This window comes from Parabacteroides sp. AF27-14 (assembly GCF_003635425.1).
GTDB lineage: Bacteria > Bacteroidota > Bacteroidia > Bacteroidales > Tannerellaceae > Parabacteroides > Parabacteroides distasonis.
Genome location: NZ_QTLZ01000016.1, coordinates 3174 through 28028 on the forward strand (window position 1 = coordinate 3174; position 24855 = coordinate 28028).

The following is a 24855-nucleotide window of genomic DNA, read 5'->3' on the forward strand; positions in this document are numbered from 1 at the left end:
ATAGGTAGCTCACTATTGTTTAACCTTTTTAATGCGTTCACATCCTATTGATGGTAGACTTGTGCCAATAGGCTATAGTTAAATTTTATCATCATTACCCATAATTTCCTTCAAACTATAATGGTATGATAAAAACTAATTGTACATTTAGGGCAATCCTATTTTAGTTGTTAACTAATTAAAACTGATTCAGAAACATGAGAACTTCTTTATTTATATTTTTCATGGTCATTTTTATTGGTTGTAGTGAAAATGACATTATCGATGAAGGGGAAAAACCAGAAGATCCTCAAGCCGAAATAGAGGTTTATTATGACCAAGAAAGTACAAGCTCAAGAAAACCTGATGCAGGCGCAAAAGTGTATTTGTATTATAACATTAATATAACGACAGCGTTTGGTGGCCTTGCATCTTATGAAGGATAAGGCTAGGTATGCCCTTAGGTGATATAAAATGGGAACTATTCTTCTCACGCAAGAGAACACCCGGAAAGTATCGGACAAATAGACAACTCAACCCGAAAACCACCGAGGAAAGATTGTCCTCTTATTAAACTTCATCGTGCAATTTGATTATACAATTTAATAACGTACATTCGCGTACAAATAAATTAAATCTGTAGTCCGATGAGAACGCATTTACGCGAAAGCATGCTAGCGCTTCTTTTGATAGGTATCTTAGCCACGGGTTGCGATACCGGAACGAAGAAGGCTTCCGAAAACAGTATCACGTTTGATTCTATCAGCGTGGAAAAGACTTACCATTTGTTAGATAATCCGGATAATCCCAATTGCAATCTAGAGATCAAGTTCGTTTATCCCCGGAAATATTCGGATAAAGAGGTTCTTAAGAATCTACAGAGACAGTTCGTCTCCTCTTATTTCGGCGAGAATTATGAGCAATTATCCCCCGAGGAGGCGGTACGGAAATATACCGACGACTATCTGGCCGCTTATAAGGATCTGGAAGAGGATTACAAGGCTGAGGTGGCGAAATCCGACGAGACACCGGTGGGCTCTTGGTTCTCTTACTATGAGATGTCGTCGGATGATATCGCCTTCAACCAAGACGATATCATCAGCTATACGGTAAGCTTCGAGAACTATACGGGCGGAGCGCATGGCGCGCATTCCTACAATAACCATGTAGTGAACCTCAAGACCGGTAAGCCGATCACCGAGGAGGAGATATTCGTGGACAACTATCAAGACAATCTGGCGCGAATATTGGTAGATCAGATCGCCAAGCAAAACAACGTATCCGACGCCAAGGAACTGGAAAATATCGGTTTCTTTAGCGTGGACGAGATCTTCCCGAACGGGAACTTCCTCGTAGACGAGACGGGTATCACCTATTCTTTCAACGAATATGAGATAGCGGCATACGTGGTAGGCGTCACGAACGTCCATCTCCCTTACAAGGAAATCCGCTATTTGCTGCGGGATGACAGCCCGATAAGTCAGTTAATTGAAAATTGAGAATTGAAAATTAATGATAGATAAACCTATAAACAGATGTCCTATGGAACAAAATACGGAGAAATTTTCAATTCTCAATTCTCAATTTTCAATTCTCACATCTTATTTCCCCGATCTCACCGACCGGCAAAAAGAGCAGTACGCCGCCCTATATGACCTATATACGGATTGGAACGCCAAGATCAACGTGATCTCACGGAAGGATATCGAGAACCTATATCCGCATCACGTGCTTCACTCGCTGGGTATCACCCATATGCTGCGTTTCAAGCCGGGTTCCTCGGTGATGGATCTGGGTACGGGAGGCGGTTTTCCCGGCATCCCCTTGGCGATCTTATTCCCGGAGACCCATTTCCATCTGGTAGACAGCATCGGGAAAAAAATCAAGGTGGGACAAGCCGTGGCCGAGGCGATCGGGCTGGAGAACATATCCTTCCGCCATTGCCGGGGCGAGGAGGAAAAGCAGCTTTTCGATTTCGTGGTAAGCCGTGCCGTGATGCCTCTGGCGGATCTGGTAAAGCTCGTCCGCAAGAATATAAAGAAAGAACAGATCAACGCGTTGCCCAACGGATTGATTTGCCTGAAAGGTGGAGAGCTGGCGCACGAGATATTGCCTTTCCGGAACCAAGCGATAAGCATGGATCTGAAAGACCATTTTAAAGAAGAGTTTTTTGAAACTAAAAAAGTAGTGTACGTACCCTTATGATTACGATAAAATCTTTCGAAGTAAACTATTTCTCCGAGAATACGTATTTGCTATACGATGATACCAAGGAGGCGGTCCTTATCGATTGCGGCTGCCTGCGCAAAGAGGAACAAAAAGAAGTAAGCGACTTTATCGCCCAGAACGGGCTGACGCTGAAACGTTACCTTTGTACGCACCTCCATCTGGATCACATATTCGGTAACGAATTCATCCATGATACCTACGGATTGAGCCCGGAAGCCCATAAAGCGGACGTGGAGGGTCTTCCCTCTCCCGAGGAGCAAGCCAAGGCATTCGGCCTGCCGATGAAGGCGAAAAGCATCCCGGTAGGGAAATATCTGGTAAACGGGGAAATCATAAAGTTCGGGAAATCCGAGCTGGCGGTATTGAGCGTTCCCGGCCATTCGCCCGGAGGCTTGGCTTTCTATAACAAGAAGAACGGTTTCGTGATCGTAGGAGACTCCTTGTTCGCCGGAAGCATCGGCCGTACTGATCTATGGGGAGGCAACCAAGATGTACTGCTTGCCGCTATCAAGGACAAATTGCTGTCGTTGCCGGACGAGACCGTGGTATACCCCGGCCATGGCCCCGAGACACGAATCATTGATGAGAAATTAAATAATCCTTATTTATAAAATACTAGAATTATGGACACAAATAAGTTTGTAAACCGCCACGTGGGCATCTCAGCGGAAGATATTCCCGCTATGTTGGAGACGATTGGCGTGAAGTCTTTGGACGAGTTGATCGATCAGACCATTCCGGCCAACATCCGTTTGAAAGAGCCGTTGAACCTCCCGGAGGCCATGACGGAACGTGAGTTCGCCGAGCATATCGCCGAGCTGGCCTCCAAGAACGAGGTATTCACCTCTTATATCGGTATGGGTTGGTACGACACGGTTTGCCCGGCCCCGATCCAACGTAACGTATTCGAGAACCCGGTTTGGTACACCTCCTATACTCCGTATCAGGCGGAAGTATCCCAAGGACGCTTGGAGGCGTTGCTGAACTTCCAGACTGTTATCAGTGAATTGACAGGATTACCTTTGACAAACTGCTCGCTACTCGACGAGGCGACCGCGGCAGCCGAGGCGGTTACCATGTTCCATGGTTCACGTAGCCGTGCGCAGGTGAAAGCGGAAGCGAATACGGTATTCATCGACGAGAATGTGTTCGCCTCTACGTTGGCCGTCATCCACACCCGCATGGTCCCGCAGGGCATCCAGGTGGTAGTGGGCGATTATAAGAAATTCGAGTTCACGCCGGATGTGTTCGCCGCCATCGTACAGTTCCCGAACGCGGATGGTTCGATCGAGGACTATAAGGAATTCGTAGCCCGTGCGGGCGCCGCCGGAGCCAAGGTAGGCGTAGCCGCCGACTTGATGAGCTTGGTATTGTTGACTCCTCCGGGAGAATGGGGAGCGGATGTCGTATTCGGTAGCAGCCAGCGCTTCGGTATCCCGATGTTCTACGGGGGTCCTTCCGCCGCTTTCTTCGCTACGAAGGACGATTATAAACGTACGATCCCGGGACGTATCATCGGTATCTCCAAGGACGCTTACGGCCATCCGGCTTATCGCTTGGCCTTGCAGACCCGCGAGCAACATATCAAACGTGAGAAGGCTACGTCCAATATCTGTACGGCTCAGGCGTTGTTGGCTACCATGGCTGGCTTCTACGCCGTATATCATGGAGCGGAGGGGTTGCGTAACATCGCCGGACGGATTCATTCCACGGCCGGATTCTTGGCCAAGGAGTTGGAGAAACTGGGATATACGCAATTAAACAAGGATTATTTCGATACCTTGAAGATACAGCTTCCTTCACACGTGTCGGTGAACGCACTGCGTGAGATCGCCTTGGAGTGCAAGGTGAACTTGCGTTACTTCGAGGCCGGACAAGTGGGCGTCAGCATAGACGAGACGACATTGCCTACGGACATAGGCGTATTACTATACATCTTCGCCGGTGCCGCCGGTAAAGACTATATGCTGGACGAGTCTATCCCCGCCCAGACTTATTTCGACGCTAAATTCGCCCGTACCTCCGATTTCTTGCAGCAAGACGTATTCAAGAAATATCATACGGAAACCGAGTTGATGCGTTACATCACCCGTTTGGGACGAAAGGATGTTTCCTTGGCTCAATCCATGATCTCGCTGGGATCTTGCACGATGAAGCTGAACCCGGCTTCTACGATGTTGCCGCTTAGCCGTGCGGAATTCATGAATATCCACCCGTACGCTCCGGAGGAGCAAGTGGAAGGCTATACGGAGCTGATCGAGAACCTGTCTTCTTACTTATGCACGATCACAGGCTTCAAGGGCTGTACGTTGCAACCGAACTCCGGCGCCGCCGGCGAGTACACGGGTCTTCGTGTGATCCGTGCTTATCAGGAAAGCATCGGCCAAGGCCATCGTGATATCGTTTTGCTTCCGGCTTCCGCCCACGGAACCAACCCGGCCAGCGCTATCCAATGCGGATATAAGACCGTAACCGTTAAATGCGACGAGAATGGTAATATCGATCTGGAAGATTTCCGCGCGAAAGCCGAGGAGAACAAGGAGCGTCTGGCTGCCAGCATGATTACCTATCCGTCCACGCATGGTATCTTCGAGGTGGACATCAAGGAGATGTGCGACATCGTTCACGCTTGCGGAGGACAGCTTTATATGGATGGCGCCAACATGAACGCACAGGTAGGATTGACAAATCCGGGTACGATCGGCGCCGATGTATGTCACTTGAACCTGCATAAGACCTTCTCTTCTCCTCACGGAGGTGGTGGTCCCGGCGTAGGCCCGATCTGCGTGGCCGAGCATCTGGTTCCGTTCTTGCCGCAGCATCCGGTGCTTTGGGGCAGCGACTTGAATACGGTATCCGCAGCTCCTTATGGTAGCGCCGGTATCCTGCCGATCACGTACGCTTACATCCGCTTGCTGGGTACGGAAGGTCTTGAGACAGTGACGAAGACGGCCATCTTGAACGCCAATTACTTGGCCGCTAAGTTCAAGGATACGTACGGCATCGTTTATACCGGAGCGACAGGCCGTGTAGGTCATGAGTTGATCTTGGAATGCCGCACGGTAAAAGAGCGTTCGGGCATCGACGAGGGCGATATCGCCAAGCGTTTGATGGACTTCGGCTACCACGCTCCTACCCTATCTTTCCCGGTACACGGCACCTTGATGGTAGAGCCGACCGAGAGCGAGAGCAAGGCCGAGCTGGATCGTTTCGTAGAGGTAATGGAATGTATCTGGAGCGAGATCAAGGAGGTGGAGGAAGGCAAGGCATCCAAGGAGGACAACGTCTTGAAGAATGCCCCGCATCCGGAATACGAGGTGACCGCCGACGAGTGGAAACACGCGTATCCCCGCACGAAGGCCGCCTTCCCGCTGGAATGGTTGCACGACAGCAAGTTCTGGATTAACGTAGCCCGTGTAGATAACGCTTACGGCGACCGTAACTTAATACCGACTTTATGCGCTTGCGAGATATGAAGAAGCTCTTTATCGCTTTGGCGGCCGTCGCTCTGACGGCTTGCGTCAAGGCTCCCGAGAAAACAGTCAAGGTCTACGCATGGCAAGGCGAAGGTGGGAATACCACCGAGCAAACCTTACAGGCGGACTTTAGTAAATGGCATGCCCACGGAGTAGACGGGATGTGCTACAACGCCGGCCATGACACGGAGAAAATTCAGCGTGCCGCCAAAGCGGCCCATGCCAATGGCATGGAATATCACGCATGGATTCCCGCCATGTTGCAACATGGATTGGACTCCACCCTCTACGCCGTGAACCGGAAAGGCGAGTCGGCCTATTCCGTACAGGCGTATGTGCCTTATTACAAATGCCTGTGCCCGAACCAAGAAGGTACGGCGGAGTTCTTGCTGAATCTGTATGGCAAGGTAGCCGATATCCCGGAGGTGGATTATATCCATCTGGATTATATCCGTTACGTGGATGTCATCCTAGCCCGCGGACTTTGGGAAAAATACGGTTTGGTGATGGACGAGGAATATCCTACGGCGGACTATTGTTACTGTGACAAATGCGTGGCCGATTTCAAGGCCGCTACCGGTATCGACATCAAATCCGTAGAGGATCCTTCCAAATGCGCAGAATGGGCGCAGTTCCGTTGCGACTTGATCACGAAATTGGTAAACCGCATCGCCGACGAGGTTCACGGCAAAGGCAAGAAAGTGAGCGCCGCCGTATTCCCGGGGCCGGACTCTCACGCTAAATGGATGGTTCGTCAAGAATGGAATAAATGGAATATCGACGCTTTCTTCCCGATGAATTATAACGATTTCTATCTGGAGGACGCTTCTTGGCTGGCTCCGATCGTGAAAGAGGAGGTAGCCTCCGTGCAAGGCAAGAAGCCTGTTTATAGCGGTTTGTTCATCTGCGAGGATTGGCAGAACAAGGCGAATATCAAGGACCCGGAAGGCCATGGACTGATCCCGTCCGAGATCGAGGAGGCCGTAAGAGGCTCCATGGAAAACGGAGCGGCTGGCGTGGCGTTGTTTACGCCGGGCAACATGACGGATGAGCATTGGAAAGCTTTCGATAAGGCGATCCACCAACCGTATACCGTAAAGCCCTAATTCGTAATTACTATACGATAAAACAAAGACGAGGAGGCGCAGCTCTTCATTTTCTCACCTGCGCCTCCTCTTTTACTTATCCATCTAATCTATCTTACTAAATAAAAATATCATGACAACTAAGAAACAAGAGAAAATCAAGTTCAGTAAAGCGTTCTGGGTGGCGAACACCGTCGAGTTGTTCGAGCGAGCCGCTTATTATGGCGTATTTATCGTTATCACCCTTTATCTTAGCCGCATCTTAGGCTTTAACGACATTCAGGCTGCCAGCATCGCCGGTATCTTTTCCGCCTGTTTGTATTTGCTGCCCACGTTCGCCGGAGCATTGGCCGATAAGATCGGTTTCCGCAACTCGATGCTACTGGCTTTCACTTTGTTAACTTGTGGTTATCTAGGACTGGCAGTTTACCCTACTTGGCTTCAATCCGCCGGACTTGTTGAATACAGCACGACGACTACCTTTACGGGATTGCTGGAGAGCAATCTTCAGTACGGCATTATCCCTATCATGGCCTTGATCGTATGCGGCGGGGCTTTTATCAAGAGCGTTATCTCCGGTACAGTCGCTAAAGAGACTACGCCGGAAACCCGGGCGAAGGGTTTCTCTATCTTCTACGCAATGGTAAATATCGGGGCTTTCTCCGGAAAGACCATCGTGAAGCCGCTTCGCGAGGCGTTGGGTAACGAGGGGTTGATTACCTTGAACTATTTCTCGGCGAGCATGACCTTCCTCGCATTGATAGCGATCTGGTTCTTCTACAAAAGCACTCAGCATTCGGGCGAGGGCAAGACGTTCGGGCAAATCTGGAACGCCCTGATCAAGGTTTGTAGTAACGGACGGTTATTGATCTTGATCCTCATCATTACAGGCTTTTGGATGGTTCAGCACCAGCTGTATGCCACGATGCCTAAATACGTGCTTCGTTTGGCCGGCGAGGGGGCCTCTCCTTCTTGGTACGCCAACGTAAATCCATTAGTCGTAGTTCTGACAGTCAATCTGGTCACGCGGATGATGCGGAAACGGACAGCGCTTACCTCCATGACGGTAGGGATGTTTATCATGCCGGTATCCGCCCTCTGCATGGCATCCGGCAATATGCTGGATACTAATTCCTTGATCTTAGGGATGCATCCCGTAGCCTTCATGATGGTGGTGGGTATCGTCTTCCAAGGGCTGGCGGAGACGTTCATCTCTCCTCGCTTTCTCGAGTATTTCTCCTTGCAAGCACCCAAAGGAGAAGAAGGTCTCTATCTTGGATTCAGCCATTTGCACTCTTTCTTATCCTCTATCTTCGGATTCGGATTATCTGGATTCCTTTTAAGTAAATACTGTCCGGAACCCACGCTGTTCGCCTCTCACGAGGAATGGCTCGCGGCAAGCGCAAACGCTCATTACATCTGGTATTACTTCGGTGCGATAGCCTTGGTCTCCGCTATAGCGTTGATCGTGTACGGACAAGTCGTAAAGAGATCGAGAACCAATCATCGCTACGAGTAATCAACAGGCAATACATGCTCAAACAGATACGAAGTGTGCAATTTCCCGACTAAAGTTCTTTGTTATAAAGAATGTTTGATTACTTTTGCACCTCGAGATTAACAAGAATGTAGAAGTATTATATCAACATAAAAATCTAATATTCCTAATATAATATGAGTTTAAGAATTATTGTTTTAGCGAAACAGGTCCCGGATACACGAAACGTGGGAAAGGACGCCATGAAAGCGGACGGTACGATCAATCGCGCCGCCTTGCCTGCGATCTTTAACCCGGAAGACCTGAACGCGTTGGAACAAGCGTTACGCTTGAAAGACGCTTACCCCGGGACGACAGTTACGCTGCTGACGATGGGCCCGGGACGTGCCGCCGAAATCATCCGCGAGGGTTTGTATCGTGGTGCTGACGGCGGTTTTTTGTTGACCGACCGTGCGTTTGCCGGAGCCGACACGCTAGCCACATCCTATGCGCTTGCCACGGCTATCAAGAAAATCAACGATTATGATATTATCATCGGTGGTCGCCAAGCGATCGACGGCGATACGGCACAGGTAGGTCCGCAAGTCGCCGAGAAACTGGGACTGACCCAGATCACGTATGCCGAGGAAATCCTGAACGTAGATAAAGAGGCCGGACGTATCACCGTAAAACGTCATATCGACGGGGGTGTCGAGACCGTGGAAGGTCCGCTTCCGATCGTAATCACCGTGAATGGTTCCGCCGCTCCCTGCCGTCCTCGTAATGCGAAGTTGGTACAGAAGTACAAATACGCCATGGGTAAACAGGAACGGAACACGCAACCCGCCTGTCACCAAGATGGAGAACCGACCGTTCGCTACCCGGAATTGTACGAGACCCGCCCGTATCTGGATATCCAGGAATGGAGCGTAGCCGACGTGAATGGAGACTTGGTTCAATGCGGCCTTAGCGGTTCGCCGACAAAGGTAAAAGCGATCCAGAACATCGTCTTCCAAGCCAAGGAAAGCAAGACGATCTCCGGTTCCGACCAAGATGTAGAGGATTTGATTGTCGAACTATTAGCTAACCACACCATCGGATAAGATTATGAACAACGTATTTGTATATTGTGAGACAGAAGGCACGAGCGTTGCCGATGTAAGTCTTGAGCTTCTGACCAAAGGTCGTAAGCTAGCCAATCAATTAGGCTGCCAACTGGAAGCGATTGTTGCCGGCTCCGGCCTTGAGGGTGTAGAGAAACAAGTATTGCCTTTTGGCGTCGACAAGGTTCATGTGTTCGACGCTCCGGGTTTATTCCCGTATACATCACTTCCTCATTCTTCCATCTTGATTAATTTGTTCAAGGAGGAGAAACCGCAGATCTGCTTAATGGGCGCTACGGTGATCGGTCGCGACTTGGGTCCTCGTGTATCCTCGGCCTTGACAAGCGGCTTGACGGCCGATTGTACCTCTTTGGAGATCGGCTCGCACGAGGATAAAAAAGCGGGTATTACCTATGAGAACTTATTATATCAGATCCGTCCGGCGTTCGGTGGTAACATCGTAGCCACGATCATCAACCCGGAACACCGCCCGCAAATGGCGACCGTTCGTGAGGGCGTGATGAAAAAGGAAGTCCTTGACGAGAACTATAAAGGTGAAGTGATCCGCCACGACGTAGCGAAGTATGTCCCCGAGACAGACTATGTGGTGAAGGTGATCGACCGTCATGTAGAGAAAGCGAAGCACAACCTGAAAGGCGCTCCGATCGTAGTGGCCGGAGGTTATGGCGTAGGCTCCAAGGAGAACTTTAATTTATTGTTCGATTTGGCGAAAGAGCTTCACGCCGAGGTAGGCGCCAGCCGTGCGGCTGTCGATGCCGGTTTCTGCGACCACGACCGTCAGATCGGTCAGACCGGTGTCACGGTGCGTCCGAAATTGTATATCGCTTGCGGTATCTCCGGGCAGATCCAACATATCGCCGGCATGCAAGACGCCGGCATCATCATTTCGATCAATAATGATGAGAACGCCCCGATCAATACGATCGCCGATTACGTAATCAATGGTACGGTAGAAGAGGTGATCCCTAAGATGATTAAGTATTACAAAAAGAACAGTAAGTAAAGATGGCTAATTATTATACAGACATACCGGAACTCAAGTATCACTTGAACAATCCGATGATGGAACGTATTTGCGAGCTGAAGGAACGCGAGTACAGAGACAAGGAAGAGTTCGACTACGCGCCGCAAGATTATGCCGACGCGATAGACTCGTACGATAAGGTGCTGGAGATTACCGGAGAGATCACCGGAGAGATCATCGCCCCTAACGCGGAAGGCGTAGATGCCGAAGGTCCTCACTGCGCGAATGGCCGTGTGGAATATGCTTCCGGCACGAAGCAGAACCTCGACGCGATGGTAAAAGCCGGCTTAAACGGTATGACGATGCCTCGCCGTTTCGGTGGCTTGAACTTCCCGATCACGCCGTACACCATGTGCGCGGAGATCGTAGCGGCGGCTGACGCCGGCTTCGGTAATATCTGGTCATTACAGGATTGTATCGAAACCTTATATGAGTTCGGCAACGAGGATCAGCACAGCCGTTTCATCCCACGTATCTGCGCTGGAGAAACCATGTCTATGGACCTGACCGAGCCGGACGCCGGCTCCGACCTGCAATCCGTGATGCTAAAGGCTACCTTCGACGAGAAAGAGAATTGCTGGCGGTTGAACGGCGTAAAACGATTCATCACGAATGGCGACGCGGATCTTCACCTCGTATTGGCCCGTTCCGAGGAAGGTACCAAGGATGGACGTGGTTTGTCCATGTTTATCTATGACAAACGGGAAGGTGGCGTAAACGTACGCCGTATCGAGAATAAATTGGGAATCCACGGCTCTCCTACTTGCGAGTTAGTTTACAAGAACGCGAAAGCTGAGCTTTGTGGCGATCGCAAACTAGGCTTGATCAAATACGTGATGGCCTTGATGAACGGCGCGCGCCTAGGTATCGCCGCACAATCGGTAGGCCTCAGCCAAGCCGCTTACAACGAAGGATTGGCCTACGCCAAAGACCGCAAGCAGTTCGGTAAGGCAATCATCGACTTCCCCGCTGTTTACGACATGCTCGCCATCATGAAAGCGAAGCTGGATGCCGGACGTGCGTTGTTATACCAAACCGCTCGTTACGTGGATATTTACAAGGCACTGGACGACATCGCCCGTGAGCGCAAACTGACTCCGGAAGAGCGTAAGGAACAGAAGCAATACGCCAAATTGGCGGATTCTTTCACCCCGTTGGCAAAAGGTATGAATTCCGAATACGCCAACCAGAATGCCTATGATTGCATCCAAATACACGGAGGTTCCGGTTTTATGATGGAGTATGCTTGCCAACGTATCTACCGCGATGCCCGTATCACCTCCATCTATGAAGGCACGACGCAATTGCAGACCGTAGCGGCCATACGTTACGTGACAAACGGGTCTTACCTGGCTACCATCCGTGAATTCGAGGCGATCCCTTGCTCCGCCGAGATGGAACCGCTGAAGGCTCGTTTAGTAGAGATGGCTAATAAGTTCGAGGCTAGCATGGCGAAAGTAAAAGAGTCTCAAGATCAGGAATTACTCGATTTCGTGGCTCGCCGCTTGATGGAGATGGCCGCTGATATCATCATGGCTCATCTATTGATCCAAGACGCGACGAAAGCACCGGAGCTGTTCGCTAAGTCCGCGGTTGTTTACACCAATTACGTAGAGGCTGAGATTGAGAAACATCAGGGTTATATCGGACGATTCAACCCAGAAGAATTGATCTCATACAGACAACGATAAACAACTATCATTCTACATAACAAAGAAGGCGAGACTTGATTATCAACCAGATAGAAGCCTCGCTTTCTTTGTTTATTACAATGGGCATTATAAGCTCCTTATACTGGGCATTATAAGCCGCTTACGATGGGCATTGTCAGTTGCTTATAATGGGCATTGTAATTTTCCTATATCGCCAAAGTATCCATTGCATACCACCTCGCAAGGAGAGATATCCAAGGAAAGCCATCCATAACGCATGATTTCCCATCGATCGATAAAACAGGTAATAAATAATAAAGAAAGTAGCCGAGGCCACAAGCATCGAGTAAAGCATCTGGCGTGTAGCCGTGGCCCCGATAAAGATACCGTCCCAAAGGAAAGCGGAGAATCCACATAAAGGGATCGCCAATACCCAATAGAAATAATCCCCGGAAGCCTCAATGACCGAGGTATCGTTCGTCAACAGTCCCAGAAAATCCCTCCCCAAAAACGCATAAAGAATCGTGAATGATAAAGAGAGGCCGATTCCCCATAGAAACAATAAACGAATGCATCTACGTAACCCCACATCGTTTTTAGCCCCAATAAACCGGCCGGCTAATGCCTCTCCCGCATAAGCGAAACCATCCATTATATAAGAGAACAAGGTAAACAACTGCATCAACAAGGTATTTACGGCCAATATCACATCCCCTTGTCTCGCACCTGTAGAAGTAAAGAAGGTAGTAACAGCGACCAAACACAAGGTCCGGAAAAATATATCACTATTGACCGAGAAGAAGCGACGCATCTCCTCCCCACCCCAAAGACCATTCCAATCGATATACGCTTTCAGACGCCCATAATATTTCAACCAAAGAGCAAACGCCATGAAGAGGCCCGCATATTGGGCGATCAGTGTTCCCAACGCTACGCCTTCCACCTTCATACCCAGCACAAACACGAAACATAGGCTGGCCGCAATATTCACGATATTTTGCGTGATAGCGATAAACATCGGAAAACGAGAATTCTGCATACCGATGAACCAACCGGCAAAGCCATATAAACCCAATATGGCCGGCGCTCCCCAGATACAGATATTAAAATAGAGAGAGGCCCATCGCTTCACCTCCTCCGTCGCGTCGATCAAAACAAACGCACCCCTCAGGATCGGGGATTGAAGGATCCAAAGCCCGAGGGAGATCAAAAGCCCTACCCCGACAGTCCGCAGCAAGGTCCGGACTACCTCCGTCAAGTCCCGTTTCCCATAGACTTGGGCGGTCATCCCACTTGTCCCCATCCGGAGAAAGCCGAATATCCAATAGATCATGTTAAACAGCATCCCGCCCACGGCGATCGCCCCAATGTACGACGCCGATCCCAGATGCCCTACGATCGCCACATCCACCAGGCCCAACAAAGGCACGGTTATATTGGAGACGATAGAAGGTATGGCCAGCTGAAGTATTTTCCGATTCATATCCTATCCTAAATTTATCCTACGCAAGAAATTATAAACGTCACTTGATAACCCGGCACAGAGCGCTGCGCCAAACAAAGATCCCCGCCTTGCCGCACCATCATCTGCCGGGAAAGCGACAAGCCGATACCGGAACCCGTCCTTTTAGTCGTGAAGAAAGGAATAAAAATCTCCCGTTCGATAGCCACCGGAATAGGCGCACCATTGTTGCTGACCCACAACCCCTTCTTCCAACGCACATCCACGGTCGTAGCCCCTGCCTCGCAAGCATTCCGGATCAGGTTAATCAGCACTTGCCGCAACATATTCTGATCCGTACACATCGTAGCAGACAAAGGGATGGAAAGATGCCACTCTAAATCGGGATAAAGAGCCCGGATCCCTTCCATAAAATCATTCAAATAGACCTCTCCGATAACAGGTTCTTGCAGTTCCGCCAGTTTCCGGTAGCTGTCCACGAACAGGGCAAGTCCCCGGCTGGTATCGTGAATGGCACGGATCCCCTCCTCGTAAACCGTCCCGGCAATCGCGGGATGCTCCAGATAGGCCTGGCTGATACTGGCGATAGGCGTAGTGGCATTCATAATCTCATGCGTAAGCACACGGGTCAGCCGTTGCCACGATTCCACCTCATTGCGGGCAAGCAACTGCCCGATGTCCCTGCCCGTCTCGTTAAGGGCCTCTTGCAACGCCCGCTCCCCGAAGAACAGGCCTTTCACAGGAAGACGAAACGTAAATTCTTGGTTACGAATCGCCTCACGCATCAGATGCGCCCGGTCTCTCAACAATACCTGATGGCGGTAGAACCATCCGATAAAGAGAACGACAACGACTCCCAAAGTGCCTATCAACATCATCGCTTTTTTATTTTAGCATACAACGTCTGCCGGGTAATTCCCAACAATTCGGCGGCCCGGCTGATATTGCCGTGGCAACGCTCCACCACCTTGCTCACATGCTCCGCCTCGACCTGTTCCAATGGAACCACTTTACGCCCGGCATCAATCGCATCTTTTAAGACACGGATCAGCTCTTGATTATCCCACGGCTTGGCAACAAAGTCTGCCGCCCCCATCTTCAAACCACGCACCGCCAACTTGATATCAGCGTATGCCGTCACCAGTACCACCGGGATAGCCGGATGCTTCTTGTGGATCGCCCGAAGCCAAAGCAAGCCGTCTTGTCCGGAGTTTCCCCCTTGCGTGAAGTTCATGTCGAGCAAAATCCCGTCCACCACCTCTTGTGCCAATACCGTAAGAAGCGTGTCGGGAGAAGCGAGTGTCAATACCCTGTCAAACTCACCGGCCAAGCAGATCTTGACCGCCGTAAGAATCGCCGGATTGTCATCTACCACCACTATTGTCCCGTAATTTGCCATATCCGATTCGTTTGTTTTTCCTTTATCTCTTTTATCGGGGATAAAGGTACGGAAAAAGGCTGTATGAATATCATACAAGTGGGTGTATGATTTTCATACAAACTACCGCGACCGGGCATCCAAGCCCTTGCCAGATGCCAACCGCTCTATACCTTTGTATCAAAAACAAGCAAAATATGAAATCGTACTTTACCTTTCTCGGCCGCAACAAACTCTACACAGCCATCCAGTTCTTCGGATTAGCTATCGCACTGGGAGTTGTCATCCTTCTGACCTCGTATGCCGACACCGAATTTAATATCGGTAACAATCAATCGTACTCTCACCAATTATATGCTGTCGGCTATGGAGATGGGATCGGTATGACAACCGGGACTGCCCCGGAATTGTTCCCTTCCATTCCGGAAATAAAAGAGTGGACACGCCTGATCCATATTGAAGCGGCCGACTTCATGGTAGACAACCAATATTATCAAGTAAACGGCATCGCGGCAGATCCTAATTTTTTCCAGATGCTCAACTATACGCTCATCGGATGCGACCGCAACAAAGCACTGATCGGAACAGACGAGGTCATCCTCTCCGAGCCATTCGCCCACAAAGTATTCGGGAATGAAAATCCGATCGGCCGTACCGTGATGTACTTGAACCAGACACCGCTACGGGTCATTGGGGTTCTCCCGGCTTTCAGCTCGACAGAGCTGTTGAAACCGATAGACATCTTGATTCCTTTCAAACTGGCAGAAAAGGATTATGCATGGATGGACAGTTATGGTTCAACGCAAATACTCATTACGTTGGAAGAAGGGGTAACTCCCGATGTTGTTACCCGTAAACTACTCGATAAGTATAAAGGCTATTGGGAATACTGGAAAGAAGACAACAGCACGAACAGGCTTTTTTGGGGTTCTTCGGTGACACGCATGGACGAGATTTATTTCTCTCCCCTGAACCAATACGGCCCTTTCCGTAAAGGGACACGGAAACAGGTACAAATCTTGTTCTCGTTAGCATTCGTGTTGCTCCTCTCGGCTATCTTCAATTACATCAACCTAACTGTATCGCAAACCAGCAAACGAGCCCATGAAATGGCAACCCGCCGGTTGATGGGTGACTCGGCAGGGCAAATCGTATTACGCTACCTCGCAGAGTCCGCTATCTTCACAACCGGTTGTTTCATCGGCGGTTGCTTAGTTGCCGTCATCACAAAGCCCTATTTCGAGTACTTGCTCTCCACCCGGATCGCTTTGGTCTCTTCACCGGCGATGGTAGCCTATTCGCTGTTACTATGGGTAGGAATCGCCGGCATATCGGGATTGTTACCAGCCATCATCACCTACAAATACAGTCCGATAGATATCGTAAAAGGAAATTTCCGCATGCACAACAAGCAACTGTTCAGCCGCTTGTTCATCATCGTGCAGAATGTCATCAGCACGGTACTCATCACCTTGGGACTCACCATGGCCTTCCAAATATACCACCTTGCCACCCTGCCGACCGGTTATAATACAGACCTGGTATTCGTCAAGACATGGGACTTGGGACACACCTACGACAAGCAAGTCATCCTCCAGAAACGTTTACAGGCATTGCCCCAAGTGACAGAAGTAGCATTGGCACGAAAACTGCCTTTCTTCACTGGTCACGATGGTGTACTGCAATCGGAAGAAGAAGGATACTCGTGGCTCCACCTTTCGGATATGGACAGCGCCGCATTCCGGCTGTTGGGCTTCGAAGTGGTAGAACGTTGGTCTGACCCACTGCCCGGCATGGTTTGGGTAACGGAAGAGACTTGCCGTCGTTACCAGCTTTCATCCGGCAGACCCCATTTTGGAAAAAACAGCGACAAGGGCGGCTATCGATACAACGTCTGTGGTGTCATCCGCAACTATCGTTCGCTGGGCGCGTTGAACACACCCCAACCCGATTCGCATGGAGCCGTTATGGTGTTGAACCCACAAGGCTACATCATCCGTCAAATCGTCAAGACACAAGGCGATCGGGCGGAAGCCTTAGCCGCCATCCGCCGCACTTGCAGGGAAGTGTCCAATGAAGTGATCGGGATACCGAAAGACTTGGAAGCCGATTATATCGACGATTATATGGACAAGGATTTAACCCATGAGAAGAACACGCTGATGCTTGTCCTTTGCTTCATGACCATCTCCATTCTCATCTCTGCCTTGGGACTGCTGGCCATGTCGATAAGCTACACCGAACAGCAAAGCAAACGGATCGCCTTGTGCAAGGTGATGGGAGCCGAAACAAGTGGCGCGGTATGGGAACTTTCCAAACGATTCATGGCACTCTCGTTGCTTGCCGCCTGTTTCGCCCTGCCCATCAGCGTGAAAGCGGTTCAAATCAGTTTAGAGTCGTTCTATAACCGCATCGCCTTCCCGTGGTATCTCATAACCGCGGCAGTTTTGGCAACCATAGCCATCGCTTTCGTGTCAATCATCGGGCAAACCTTGAAAGTCGCCCGCCGTAACCCCATCAAAAGTATCCGGACCGAATAAAAGCAACATTCTATAATAGGTATACATTCTCACAAAAACAAGACAAGTCATGATTCAAATAAAGAACCTCAGCAAAAACTTCCGGACGGAAGAAGTAGAAACCATCGCGCTCAATGGCATAAGCATGGAAGTGAAAAAGGGCGAGTTCATCGCCATCATGGGACCCAGCGGATGCGGCAAATCAACCCTGCTGCATATTCTCGGCCTGCTAGATAACCCGGACGAGGGCAGCTATCTATTAGAAGGCGAAGAGGTGGGACACCTAAAGGAGAAAGACCGTACACGCTATCGTAAGGGACGCATTGGTTTCGTGTTCCAAAGCTTCAATCTCATTGACGAGCTTACAGTCGAGGAAAACGTAGACCTCCAATTGAAATACCTCGGCATCCCCAAGGCTGAGCGCAAACAACAAGTACTCGACATCCTGCGCAAAGTACGCCTCAGCCAACGTGCCAAACATTATCCGCAGCAACTCTCCGGCGGCCAGCAGCAACGTGTCGCCATCGCTCGCGCCGTCGTAGGTAAACCGATGCTGATATTGGCGGACGAACCGACTGGAAACCTCGACTCTAAAAACAGTCTTGAAATTATGAAATTACTCAGTCAACTGAATGCCGAAGGGACTACGATCGTCATGGTGACACACTCGCAACATGACGCGACCTACGCCGACCGTATCATCAATCTCTTCGATGGGCAAATCGTCGACGAGCTGGAAGGAAAACTTTAGCCTCTTCACACAAAAACGAAGGCCGCGGGATTCACATCCGACGGCCTCCTACACTAACCCTTAACTTTAACCAATGAAAAACAATAATCTACTATATTTATTTCAACGCCGCCAAAGCCGCGTCGTAATTCGGCTCGGTAGTAATCTCGGGAACAAGTTCCTCATAAACCACCTTACCAGCTCCATCGACTACTATCACGCCACGGGCTAATAACCCTTTCAGCGGACCGTCTACCAGAAGCATCCCGTACTTATCCTCAAAACATGAACACCGGAACACTGACAATGTAATCACTTTATCAATACCTTCCGTAGTACAGAAACGTCCATGCGCAAAAGGTAAATCTTTAGAAACAGCTAATACTACCGTATCCGGATGCGAAGCGGCTTCTTTATTGAAGCGTCTTACCGAGGCCGCACATACACTTGTATCCAAGCTCGGGAAAACATTTATCACCACTTTCTTTCCTTTCAAGTCGCTTAACGACAATTCGGATAAATCACTTTTTACACCCTTGAAGTCCGGAGCCTCTGTCCCAACTTTCGGCAACTCGCCGTTCGTATGAATTTCGTTACCTTTTAATGTTACTTTTGCCATCTTTGTATGTAAATTTAATAGTCTTACTTAAGTTGGCTGCACAAATATAAGCAGCTTTCTGTCGATAAAACAAACGAAAATAAACAATGTTCTTTTATTTAACTCTATTTAACTGCTGTTGCAAAATACAGATTATCTATCTTTGACGTCAAAATCAAAAACAGATGGATTGGATTATTATCGGCGGACTTCTTATAATCATCGTGATGCAAATCCTTTTGCGTCCTAAACAGCTAAATAATAACAAAGAAGACCTAGAAAAGTTGCTAAACGAGATACAACGCTCGTTCGACCGTATCGAGAAAAACTTTAGGGAAGACTTCCGCCTGAACCGGGAAGAAAGCCGTTTGGTAGCGAAAGATAACCGAGAAGAACTGGCTCATTCCATGAACGAGTTCAGGGAAGCTTTCGAACGTGGTATCGATTCTTTTAACAGGTTGCAGAAAGAGAAATTCGCCGCCTTGGACGAACGCCAGCAGAGATTAGTGGATAACACGGAAAAAAGACTGGAAGAAATCCGAATCACCGTAGACGAGAAACTTCAAAAGACATTGAACGACCGTATCGGGCAATCTTTCCGTTTAGTCACCGAACAATTAGAAAGTGTACAAAAAGGACTGGGCGAGATGCAAACCTTAGCGCAGGATGTAGGCGGGTTAAAACGGGTACTTAGTAATGTTAAGACCCGGGGAAATATCGGGGAGATCCAACTCAGTATGTTATTGGAGCAGTTATTGGCACCAGAGCAATACGAGGCGAATGTACATACCCGGAAAGGTTCGGATGCTGTCGTTGAATTCGCTGTCAAGCTCCCCGGGCGGGATGATGCCCGAGAATTCGTATACCTTCCCATAGACGCTAAATTCCCGAAAGATGTATACGAACAGCTCCTAGACGCTTACGATGCCGCAGATTCCCAAGCGATCGAGGCGGCCGGAAAATTATTGGAGACAACGATCAAGAAGATGGCTAAAGATATTTCGGACAAATATCTGGCGCCTCCCGCCACGACCGATTTCGGCATTATGTTCCTGCCGTTCGAGGGCATTTACGCCGAGGTCGTACGCCGTTCCGCTTTATTGGAGGACTTGCAACGAAACTACAAGGTAGTCGTAACAGGTCCCACTACCCTAGCGGCCATATTAAACAGTTTACAAATGGGCTTCCGTACATTGGCGATCCAAAAGCACTCAGGGGAGGTATGGACGATCTTAGGGGCCGTGAAAAAAGAATTCGAGAAAGTAGGCGGTATGCTCGAGAAAGCCCAAAAGAACTTGCAAACCGCCAGCGGGCAAATAGAAGAGGTTTTAGGTACCCGTACCCGTGCCATCCAACGTAAACTCAAAGACGTAGATACGCTTAGTGACCGTGAGGCCCGGGCTATCCTTCCCGAGATCGGAATATTAACAGAAGAAGACGAAAAAACAGAATCATGAAAAAGAGACAAATACCCCACACATACGTAATTATCTTTTACATCATCTTATTTTGCGCCATATTGACATGGGTTATTCCCGGTGGGCAATATACGGAAAGTATCAGCCCGGACGGAGAGCGAACCGTTGTATATGAATCCGTGGAAAGCGTACCTCAGACTTGGGAAGTACTCTCCGCCTTTTATAAAGGATTTGTAGACAAGGCGGATATCATTGTCTTTATCCTTATCATCGGTGGTGCATTCTGGATCGTGAACGACAGTAAGGCTTTTGATATCGGAACAGTCAGTTTCCTGCGAAAAGCACGCAAAATGGAAAACAACCCTATCCTTCGTAAAATAGGTGTGGACAATTTCTTATTAACTGCTATCATGCTAATTTTCAGCCTATTCGGAGCCGTATTCGGGATGAGTGAGGAGACCATCGCTTTTTGTCTGGTCTTGGTCCCGATGGCGATATCTATGGGATACGATTCCATAACCGGCGTATGCATGGTTTTTATAGCAGCAGGATTAGGTTTCGCCGGGGCGATTTTAAACCCTTTCACGATCGGTATAGCACAAGGCTTGGCGGGGATTCCTCTTTTCTCCGGTATCGAGTATCGCATCGTTTGCTGGTGTATTATCAATGCGGTAGGCTTCACATGGATATTGCGTTATGCCGCCAAGGTAAAAAAGAACCCTCAATTGTCACCAGTCTATGAGGATGATCAATATTGGAGAGATTTGCATAGTACCAATTCCTTGGAAATCGTATACAGAACCCCGAAAGCCGCATGGATCAGTTTCGTCCTATTGGCTATCGTACTCGTTATCTTTTCGTTCTATTACCCCCAGACATCCTTAAAAATAGGAAATAGCGTAATCAAGGGACTACCCTTAATTCCGATTCTTAGCGTAGCGTTCGTGATCAGCTCGATATTTACCCTACGGAAAACCGTGCACTTATATATATTGAACCTTTTATTCTTCACGATCTTTTTCTTGATAACAGGCGTAATGGGCTACGGTTGGTATATTATGGAAATAGCGACCTTGTTCTTCGCCTTGGGCATAGCGGCGGGAATTGCCAATGGACGCAATCCGAATGAGCTTGTGAAACTATTCTTACAGGGCTGCAAGGATATTATGAGCGCCGCCTTGGTTGTCGGTTTGGCAGGAGGTATCATCGTAATCCTACAAGAAGGCAAAGTGATCGATACGATTCTCTTTAACCTAGCGAAAGGGATGGAAGGCCTGGGACAAGTAGCTACGGTCGGGATGATGTACGTTATCCAAACGCTTATCAATCTAGTGATTCCTTCCGGAAGCGCCAAAGCGGCCCTTACCATGCCTATCATGGCCCCATTCTCGGAGTTGATCGGTTTATCCAAGCAAGCCACCGTCATGGCCTTTCAGTTTGGCGATGGCTTCACGAACCTGATAACTCCCACATCAGGTGTCCTGATAGCGGTTCTAGGAGTAAGCCGTATCCCGTATGATAAATGGTTCAAATGGGCATGGAAGTTCATCCTTGTCCTAGTGATCCTTGGATTCCTTTTATTGATCCCGACGGTATTGATCCCGATGAACGGCTTTTAATCAATATAGCTTTGCACCTTCTGTAAAAGGCTTCCGTAGTCCATCACGCCGGAAGAGCGCCATACGATCTCACCTTTCTTGAAGATGATCAAAGTGGGTACAGATTGAATCCTCAACTGTCTGGCAAGTGCCTCGTTCTTATCTACATCAATTTTAAGGACACGCACTTGTCCCGCCAACTCCTTCCCCAATGCCTCGACCGTCGGACTCAACACCTTACACGGGCCGCACCATGTCGCAAAAAAATCCACCAATACAGGTTTATCCCCTTTAATGATATCGTCAAATGTTTCCATCTTATCTACTTTTTAAATATTTACAATCTGTTTAATCTCAAATACAGGAATCCTGCTTAATAGCCCTTATCCCATCAAAAACAAAATTATGAAATTCTATCTCGAAATCTTCTATATAATAATCGATAGATAACACTCAAAGTTTTCCATAAAAGATCAATAAACAACGATCAAAACAAGCAAAAGAAAAAAACTGGCATCTGATTATAACAAAAAAGGGAGACTCTTTTAGAATCTCCCTCGTGATCGGGCTGGGATTCGAACCCAGGACCCACAGCTTAGAAGGCTGTTGCTCTATCCAGCTGAGCTACCTGACCATCCTTATTTTCGTGGTGCAAAGGTAAGGATTTTTCTTTTCCTTGCAAACTTTTAGTACACTTTTTTACATATTGAATTTAGAATGGATAACCAACGGCAAAATGCAAGGCGAAATTATCCTTGAAATTAGGACGGGTTATCGCCCAACGCCTAGACTTTTTCTCCTGAGGATTATAAGCCTTGAAGCCTGTATCTAAACGTAGTAGAAAGAAATCAAAGTCCAAACGAAGTCCCAAACCATAGGAAACAGCGATCTCCTTATAAAAACGAGAGAAATCAAAGTTTCCAGCCTTATAGCGTTCATCTGATACATTCCGGGTCCATATGTTTCCGGCATCTATGTAAGCCGCCAATTCAAACTTCCAAAAAAGTTTCGTTCGATATTCCAAGTTCAAATCCAAGCGGATATCCCCCGATTGAAGAGCGAAAGAAGTCGTGCTGTCAACTTCCATACTACCCGGACCTAACTCTCGTACAGACCATCCCCGGACACTATTCGCTCCCCCCGAGAAATAAGCACGCTCAAAAGGTAAATAGTTTGAGTTACCATAAGCCATCCCCACTCCCACTCCTATATGGAAAGCTAACTTGTTACGACTGTCAAGCACGATTCCTTTACTAAAATCGAAATCCAATTTCACATATTGCGCATATTCCGTACCAAACAACTCATAATAACCGTCATCATTTTTCTTCGCCCCCGTAAGATGCGAAAAGGCACTCAACAAATTCCCTGCGACCTCGACCGACGCACGTAGGGAATGCGTGTTTCTCAAACGATTCTGGGGAGAATAATTGCTGAAGGAATAAGTATATCCCGAACTCATGATAAAATGGTTCGTATAGTTATACAACACCATATAATCCGGCAAGCTATTGATAAAGTCCATATTCTTATCCGGCAAATACACATAATTCAAGTCTACAAGCTTAAAGGTATGGCGTGCCTGTGTATTGCCCCGATCTTGCCAAATATAACTCCAACCACCAGATAGAATCGCCCTCGTATACTCCGGACGTTTTTGCAGGTTGTAACTTATTTTCGCTTCAGTTGACGCACGTAGCCGCCTACGAAAATCCGAACTCAAGAACGGGAACAAGAAACGAGGAAACAGCAAGGACCCTTCCGCACCTAACTCCCAGTAATTACCAAAGCCATTCGCCTTATTTCCGGATAACGCCTCGTAAGCCCCTCTCACCCTCGCCGAAAACAGCTCCGATCCTCGGAAGATATTCCTATGCTGATAATTCAAGCTGGAGGCAAACCCATAATCACCCGCCGAGTTAGTGCCTTCCAAATCCACTCCCACCGTATTTATCTTCGCGGGAGAAGTAAGAATGTAACAATCCAACTTCATCGTATCCCGCTCCTCTACTTCCGTAAAACGTATATTTACATTCCTCAAAGCCCTTAGAGAAGCGAACGCTGAATAGGTCTGCTCTATATTCTTCTCACTAAATAATTGCCCCGGACGAATATAAGTACTCCTCCGGAGCACGCTCGGACGGATACTCTTCCCGTTCCGGCCATATACGATATTCACCCCTGCGCTGAGCATCGTATCTGTAGCCATGAAACTAGCGTCCTCTCCTACCCCCATCGGATTATAATCGGTTAAGACCGTTACATCCTTAATATAATACTGACGATGCGGCTGATCCTCTACCGACCCATTGGGCAACACCTTCCGATAAGGTTTCATGGACATATCAAGATCCACGACATTTTGGTTAAAAGAACTATCAGCGATATATCCTAAATAATCCCGATTAAAACCATAATACCCGTTCCAGCGAAGTAAGGTCGTAATACGCTCCCGCTCCTTGTCCAATATATCCCGGTCAAATAAAGTTCCTTCCTTAACTAATTGGTTATACTCTTCCTGTGAGGACCGGAACGCAGAAGCTAAGGGAGAGCGGCGAGGCGCTTTCAGATGTGCCAAACTATCAATTTTCGGATCGGGGAACTTCATCGTGTAATTGCGTATCCTATACGGATCGTTCGCCTTTATATGGTAAGTTACAACCGCTTTCTTATGGCGTGTCGTATCGATCGTCGTTGATACATCCGCATGGACATACCCTTTATTAATGTAAAAACGCTCTAGTTCCATGGCGGACTGTTCCACCAACATCGTATCCAGCACCACGGGAGGCTCACCAATCCTACGTAACTGTTTATTGATCCATTTCTTCTCATTCTTACCAGACCAATCATAGACAAACAACTGCCACTTCATCAGACCAAACACCTTGAAGTTTGGTTGCTGCCTAAGATAAGATTTTAAATCCGCAGACTTATAATCCTTGTTATCCGACACGATCTCCACCTTATCCAGCAAATATTCCCCATCCGGCACAAACTTGGTCGTACTACAAGAGGCTAGCAGTAGTACGATACAGATAAAATAGCATATACGTAGAGATCGATTCATCATTCCAAGCTTTTTACGATCGCGAATGTACTGGAA

General features: G+C 48.4%; 20 protein-coding genes and 1 tRNA gene. 14 read left to right on the forward strand and 7 right to left on the reverse strand.

Features of this window, described 5'->3' with window-relative positions; all coding sequences use genetic code 11:
* The first annotated feature begins 197 nt into the window (after positions 1-197).
* From DWY79_RS15345 to DWY79_RS15390, 10 genes are all read left to right on the forward strand, one after another.
* On the forward strand, positions 198-425 hold the full coding sequence (locus DWY79_RS15345; RefSeq protein ID WP_008771680.1) for a hypothetical protein: 228 nt from the start codon (positions 198-200) through the stop codon (positions 423-425).
* Between the two features lie 201 nt (positions 426-626).
* Positions 627-1478: a DUF3298 and DUF4163 domain-containing protein gene (locus tag DWY79_RS15350; RefSeq protein ID WP_005855566.1), complete on the forward strand. Its 852-nt coding sequence runs from the start codon at positions 627-629 to the stop codon at positions 1476-1478.
* A gap of 13 nt (positions 1479-1491) precedes the next feature.
* Entirely contained in the window at positions 1492-2184 is a 693-nt protein-coding gene (gene rsmG, locus DWY79_RS15355) for a 16S rRNA (guanine(527)-N(7))-methyltransferase RsmG (protein WP_172514188.1), read from the forward strand.
* A complete protein-coding gene (locus DWY79_RS15360; RefSeq protein ID WP_044545423.1) occupies positions 2181-2819 on the forward strand; it encodes an MBL fold metallo-hydrolase in 639 nt (212 codons plus the stop codon). Before rsmG ends, DWY79_RS15360 begins: the two co-directional genes overlap by 4 nt.
* 12 nt (positions 2820-2831) lie before the next feature.
* Positions 2832-5684, forward strand: coding sequence for an aminomethyl-transferring glycine dehydrogenase (gcvP, locus tag DWY79_RS15365; RefSeq protein ID WP_057327316.1), 2853 nt, complete (start codon positions 2832-2834; stop codon positions 5682-5684).
* The gene (locus tag DWY79_RS15370) at positions 5681-6790 is read left to right on the forward strand and encodes a hypothetical protein (protein ID WP_008778512.1); all 1110 of its coding nucleotides are present in this window, start codon (positions 5681-5683) and stop codon (positions 6788-6790) included. The genes gcvP and DWY79_RS15370 overlap by 4 nt, the downstream gene beginning before the upstream one ends.
* 112 nt (positions 6791-6902) lie before the next feature.
* A complete protein-coding gene (locus DWY79_RS15375) occupies positions 6903-8288 on the forward strand; it encodes an MFS transporter (protein WP_057327314.1) in 1386 nt (461 codons plus the stop codon).
* Between the two features lie 155 nt (positions 8289-8443).
* Positions 8444-9349, forward strand: coding sequence for an electron transfer flavoprotein subunit beta/FixA family protein (locus DWY79_RS15380; RefSeq protein ID WP_121737152.1), 906 nt, complete (start codon positions 8444-8446; stop codon positions 9347-9349).
* A gap of 4 nt (positions 9350-9353) precedes the next feature.
* Positions 9354-10373 (forward strand): electron transfer flavoprotein subunit alpha/FixB family protein, encoded by a 1020-nt coding sequence (locus DWY79_RS15385; protein WP_008771673.1) that lies wholly within the window; start codon positions 9354-9356, stop codon positions 10371-10373.
* Between the two features lie 2 nt (positions 10374-10375).
* Positions 10376-12085 carry an acyl-CoA dehydrogenase family protein gene (locus DWY79_RS15390; protein ID WP_048927739.1) on the forward strand — a complete coding sequence of 570 codons (1710 nt, stop codon included), beginning with the start codon at positions 10376-10378 and terminating at the stop codon, positions 12083-12085.
* Positions 12086-12221: 136 nt separating this feature from the next.
* Here DWY79_RS15390 and DWY79_RS15395 read toward each other — a convergent pair whose 3' ends face one another.
* Genes DWY79_RS15395 through DWY79_RS15405 form a run of 3 tightly spaced genes read right to left on the reverse strand, consistent with a single transcriptional unit; the run spans position 12222 to position 14907 of the window.
* A complete protein-coding gene (locus tag DWY79_RS15395) occupies positions 12222-13529 on the reverse strand; it encodes an MATE family efflux transporter (RefSeq protein WP_122369642.1) in 1308 nt (435 codons plus the stop codon).
* Positions 13530-13543: 14 nt separating this feature from the next.
* Entirely contained in the window at positions 13544-14386 is an 843-nt protein-coding gene (locus tag DWY79_RS15400; RefSeq protein ID WP_008771670.1) for a PAS domain-containing sensor histidine kinase, read from the reverse strand.
* Complete coding sequence (locus DWY79_RS15405; RefSeq protein ID WP_057327320.1) at positions 14383-14907, reverse strand: response regulator; 525 nt, start codon at positions 14905-14907, stop codon at positions 14383-14385. Before DWY79_RS15405 ends, DWY79_RS15400 begins: the two co-directional genes overlap by 4 nt.
* 176 nt (positions 14908-15083) lie before the next feature.
* Between DWY79_RS15405 and DWY79_RS15410 the strand changes: the two genes are divergently transcribed.
* Both DWY79_RS15410 and DWY79_RS15415 read left to right on the forward strand, forming a co-directional pair.
* Positions 15084-17426, forward strand: a complete 2343-nt coding sequence (locus DWY79_RS15410) for an FtsX-like permease family protein (RefSeq protein WP_057327312.1) — start codon at positions 15084-15086, stop codon at positions 17424-17426.
* A 49-nt stretch (positions 17427-17475) separates the two neighbouring features.
* Complete coding sequence (locus tag DWY79_RS15415) at positions 17476-18156, forward strand: ABC transporter ATP-binding protein (RefSeq protein WP_005865277.1); 681 nt, start codon at positions 17476-17478, stop codon at positions 18154-18156.
* A gap of 97 nt (positions 18157-18253) precedes the next feature.
* On the opposite strand, the gene tpx is transcribed toward DWY79_RS15415, so the two are convergent.
* Entirely contained in the window at positions 18254-18754 is a 501-nt protein-coding gene (gene tpx / locus DWY79_RS15420) for a thiol peroxidase (RefSeq protein WP_005865275.1), read from the reverse strand.
* A gap of 164 nt (positions 18755-18918) precedes the next feature.
* Between tpx and DWY79_RS15425 the strand changes: the two genes are divergently transcribed.
* Both DWY79_RS15425 and DWY79_RS15430 read left to right on the forward strand, forming a co-directional pair.
* Positions 18919-20190 carry a DNA recombination protein RmuC gene (locus tag DWY79_RS15425; RefSeq protein WP_122369644.1) on the forward strand — a complete coding sequence of 424 codons (1272 nt, stop codon included), beginning with the start codon at positions 18919-18921 and terminating at the stop codon, positions 20188-20190.
* Positions 20187-21770, forward strand: coding sequence for a YfcC family protein (locus DWY79_RS15430; RefSeq protein ID WP_122369646.1), 1584 nt, complete (start codon positions 20187-20189; stop codon positions 21768-21770). Before DWY79_RS15425 ends, DWY79_RS15430 begins: the two co-directional genes overlap by 4 nt.
* Here DWY79_RS15430 and trxA read toward each other — a convergent pair.
* From trxA to DWY79_RS15445, 3 genes are all read right to left on the reverse strand, one after another.
* Entirely contained in the window at positions 21767-22066 is a 300-nt protein-coding gene (trxA, locus tag DWY79_RS15435; RefSeq protein ID WP_008771664.1) for a thioredoxin, read from the reverse strand. The genes DWY79_RS15430 and trxA overlap by 4 nt on opposite strands.
* Before the next feature lie 243 nt (positions 22067-22309).
* Positions 22310-22383: transfer RNA gene (locus tag DWY79_RS15440), tRNA-Arg, on the reverse strand.
* 78 nt (positions 22384-22461) lie between these two features.
* Positions 22462-24822, reverse strand: coding sequence for a BamA/TamA family outer membrane protein (locus tag DWY79_RS15445; RefSeq protein WP_005865267.1), 2361 nt, complete (start codon positions 24820-24822; stop codon positions 22462-22464).
* Positions 24823-24855: the final 33 nt, after the last annotated feature.

Coding starts and splice junctions, on each gene's coding strand:
- DWY79_RS15390 (WP_048927739.1), top strand. CDS start 10,376: ATGGCTAATTATTATACAGACATACCGGAACTCAAGTATCACTTGAAC.
- DWY79_RS15350 (WP_005855566.1), top strand. CDS start 627: ATGAGAACGCATTTACGCGAAAGCATGCTAGCGCTTCTTTTGATAGGT.
- DWY79_RS15415 (WP_005865277.1), top strand. CDS start 17,476: ATGATTCAAATAAAGAACCTCAGCAAAAACTTCCGGACGGAAGAAGTA.
- DWY79_RS15380 (WP_121737152.1), top strand. CDS start 8,444: ATGAGTTTAAGAATTATTGTTTTAGCGAAACAGGTCCCGGATACACGA.
- rsmG (WP_172514188.1), top strand. CDS start 1,492: ATGATAGATAAACCTATAAACAGATGTCCTATGGAACAAAATACGGAG.
- DWY79_RS15405 (WP_057327320.1), bottom strand. CDS start 14,907: ATGGCAAATTACGGGACAATAGTGGTGGTAGATGACAATCCGGCGATT.
- DWY79_RS15425 (WP_122369644.1), top strand. CDS start 18,919: ATGGATTGGATTATTATCGGCGGACTTCTTATAATCATCGTGATGCAA.
- DWY79_RS15400 (WP_008771670.1), bottom strand. CDS start 14,386: ATGATGTTGATAGGCACTTTGGGAGTCGTTGTCGTTCTCTTTATCGGA.
- trxA (WP_008771664.1), bottom strand. CDS start 22,066: ATGGAAACATTTGACGATATCATTAAAGGGGATAAACCTGTATTGGTG.
- DWY79_RS15445 (WP_005865267.1), bottom strand. CDS start 24,822: ATGATGAATCGATCTCTACGTATATGCTATTTTATCTGTATCGTACTA.
- DWY79_RS15430 (WP_122369646.1), top strand. CDS start 20,187: ATGAAAAAGAGACAAATACCCCACACATACGTAATTATCTTTTACATC.
- DWY79_RS15345 (WP_008771680.1), top strand. CDS start 198: ATGAGAACTTCTTTATTTATATTTTTCATGGTCATTTTTATTGGTTGT.
- DWY79_RS15395 (WP_122369642.1), bottom strand. CDS start 13,529: ATGAATCGGAAAATACTTCAGCTGGCCATACCTTCTATCGTCTCCAAT.
- gcvP (WP_057327316.1), top strand. CDS start 2,832: ATGGACACAAATAAGTTTGTAAACCGCCACGTGGGCATCTCAGCGGAA.
- tpx (WP_005865275.1), bottom strand. CDS start 18,754: ATGGCAAAAGTAACATTAAAAGGTAACGAAATTCATACGAACGGCGAG.
- DWY79_RS15370 (WP_008778512.1), top strand. CDS start 5,681: ATGAAGAAGCTCTTTATCGCTTTGGCGGCCGTCGCTCTGACGGCTTGC.
- DWY79_RS15410 (WP_057327312.1), top strand. CDS start 15,084: ATGAAATCGTACTTTACCTTTCTCGGCCGCAACAAACTCTACACAGCC.
- DWY79_RS15375 (WP_057327314.1), top strand. CDS start 6,903: ATGACAACTAAGAAACAAGAGAAAATCAAGTTCAGTAAAGCGTTCTGG.
- DWY79_RS15360 (WP_044545423.1), top strand. CDS start 2,181: ATGATTACGATAAAATCTTTCGAAGTAAACTATTTCTCCGAGAATACG.
- DWY79_RS15385 (WP_008771673.1), top strand. CDS start 9,354: ATGAACAACGTATTTGTATATTGTGAGACAGAAGGCACGAGCGTTGCC.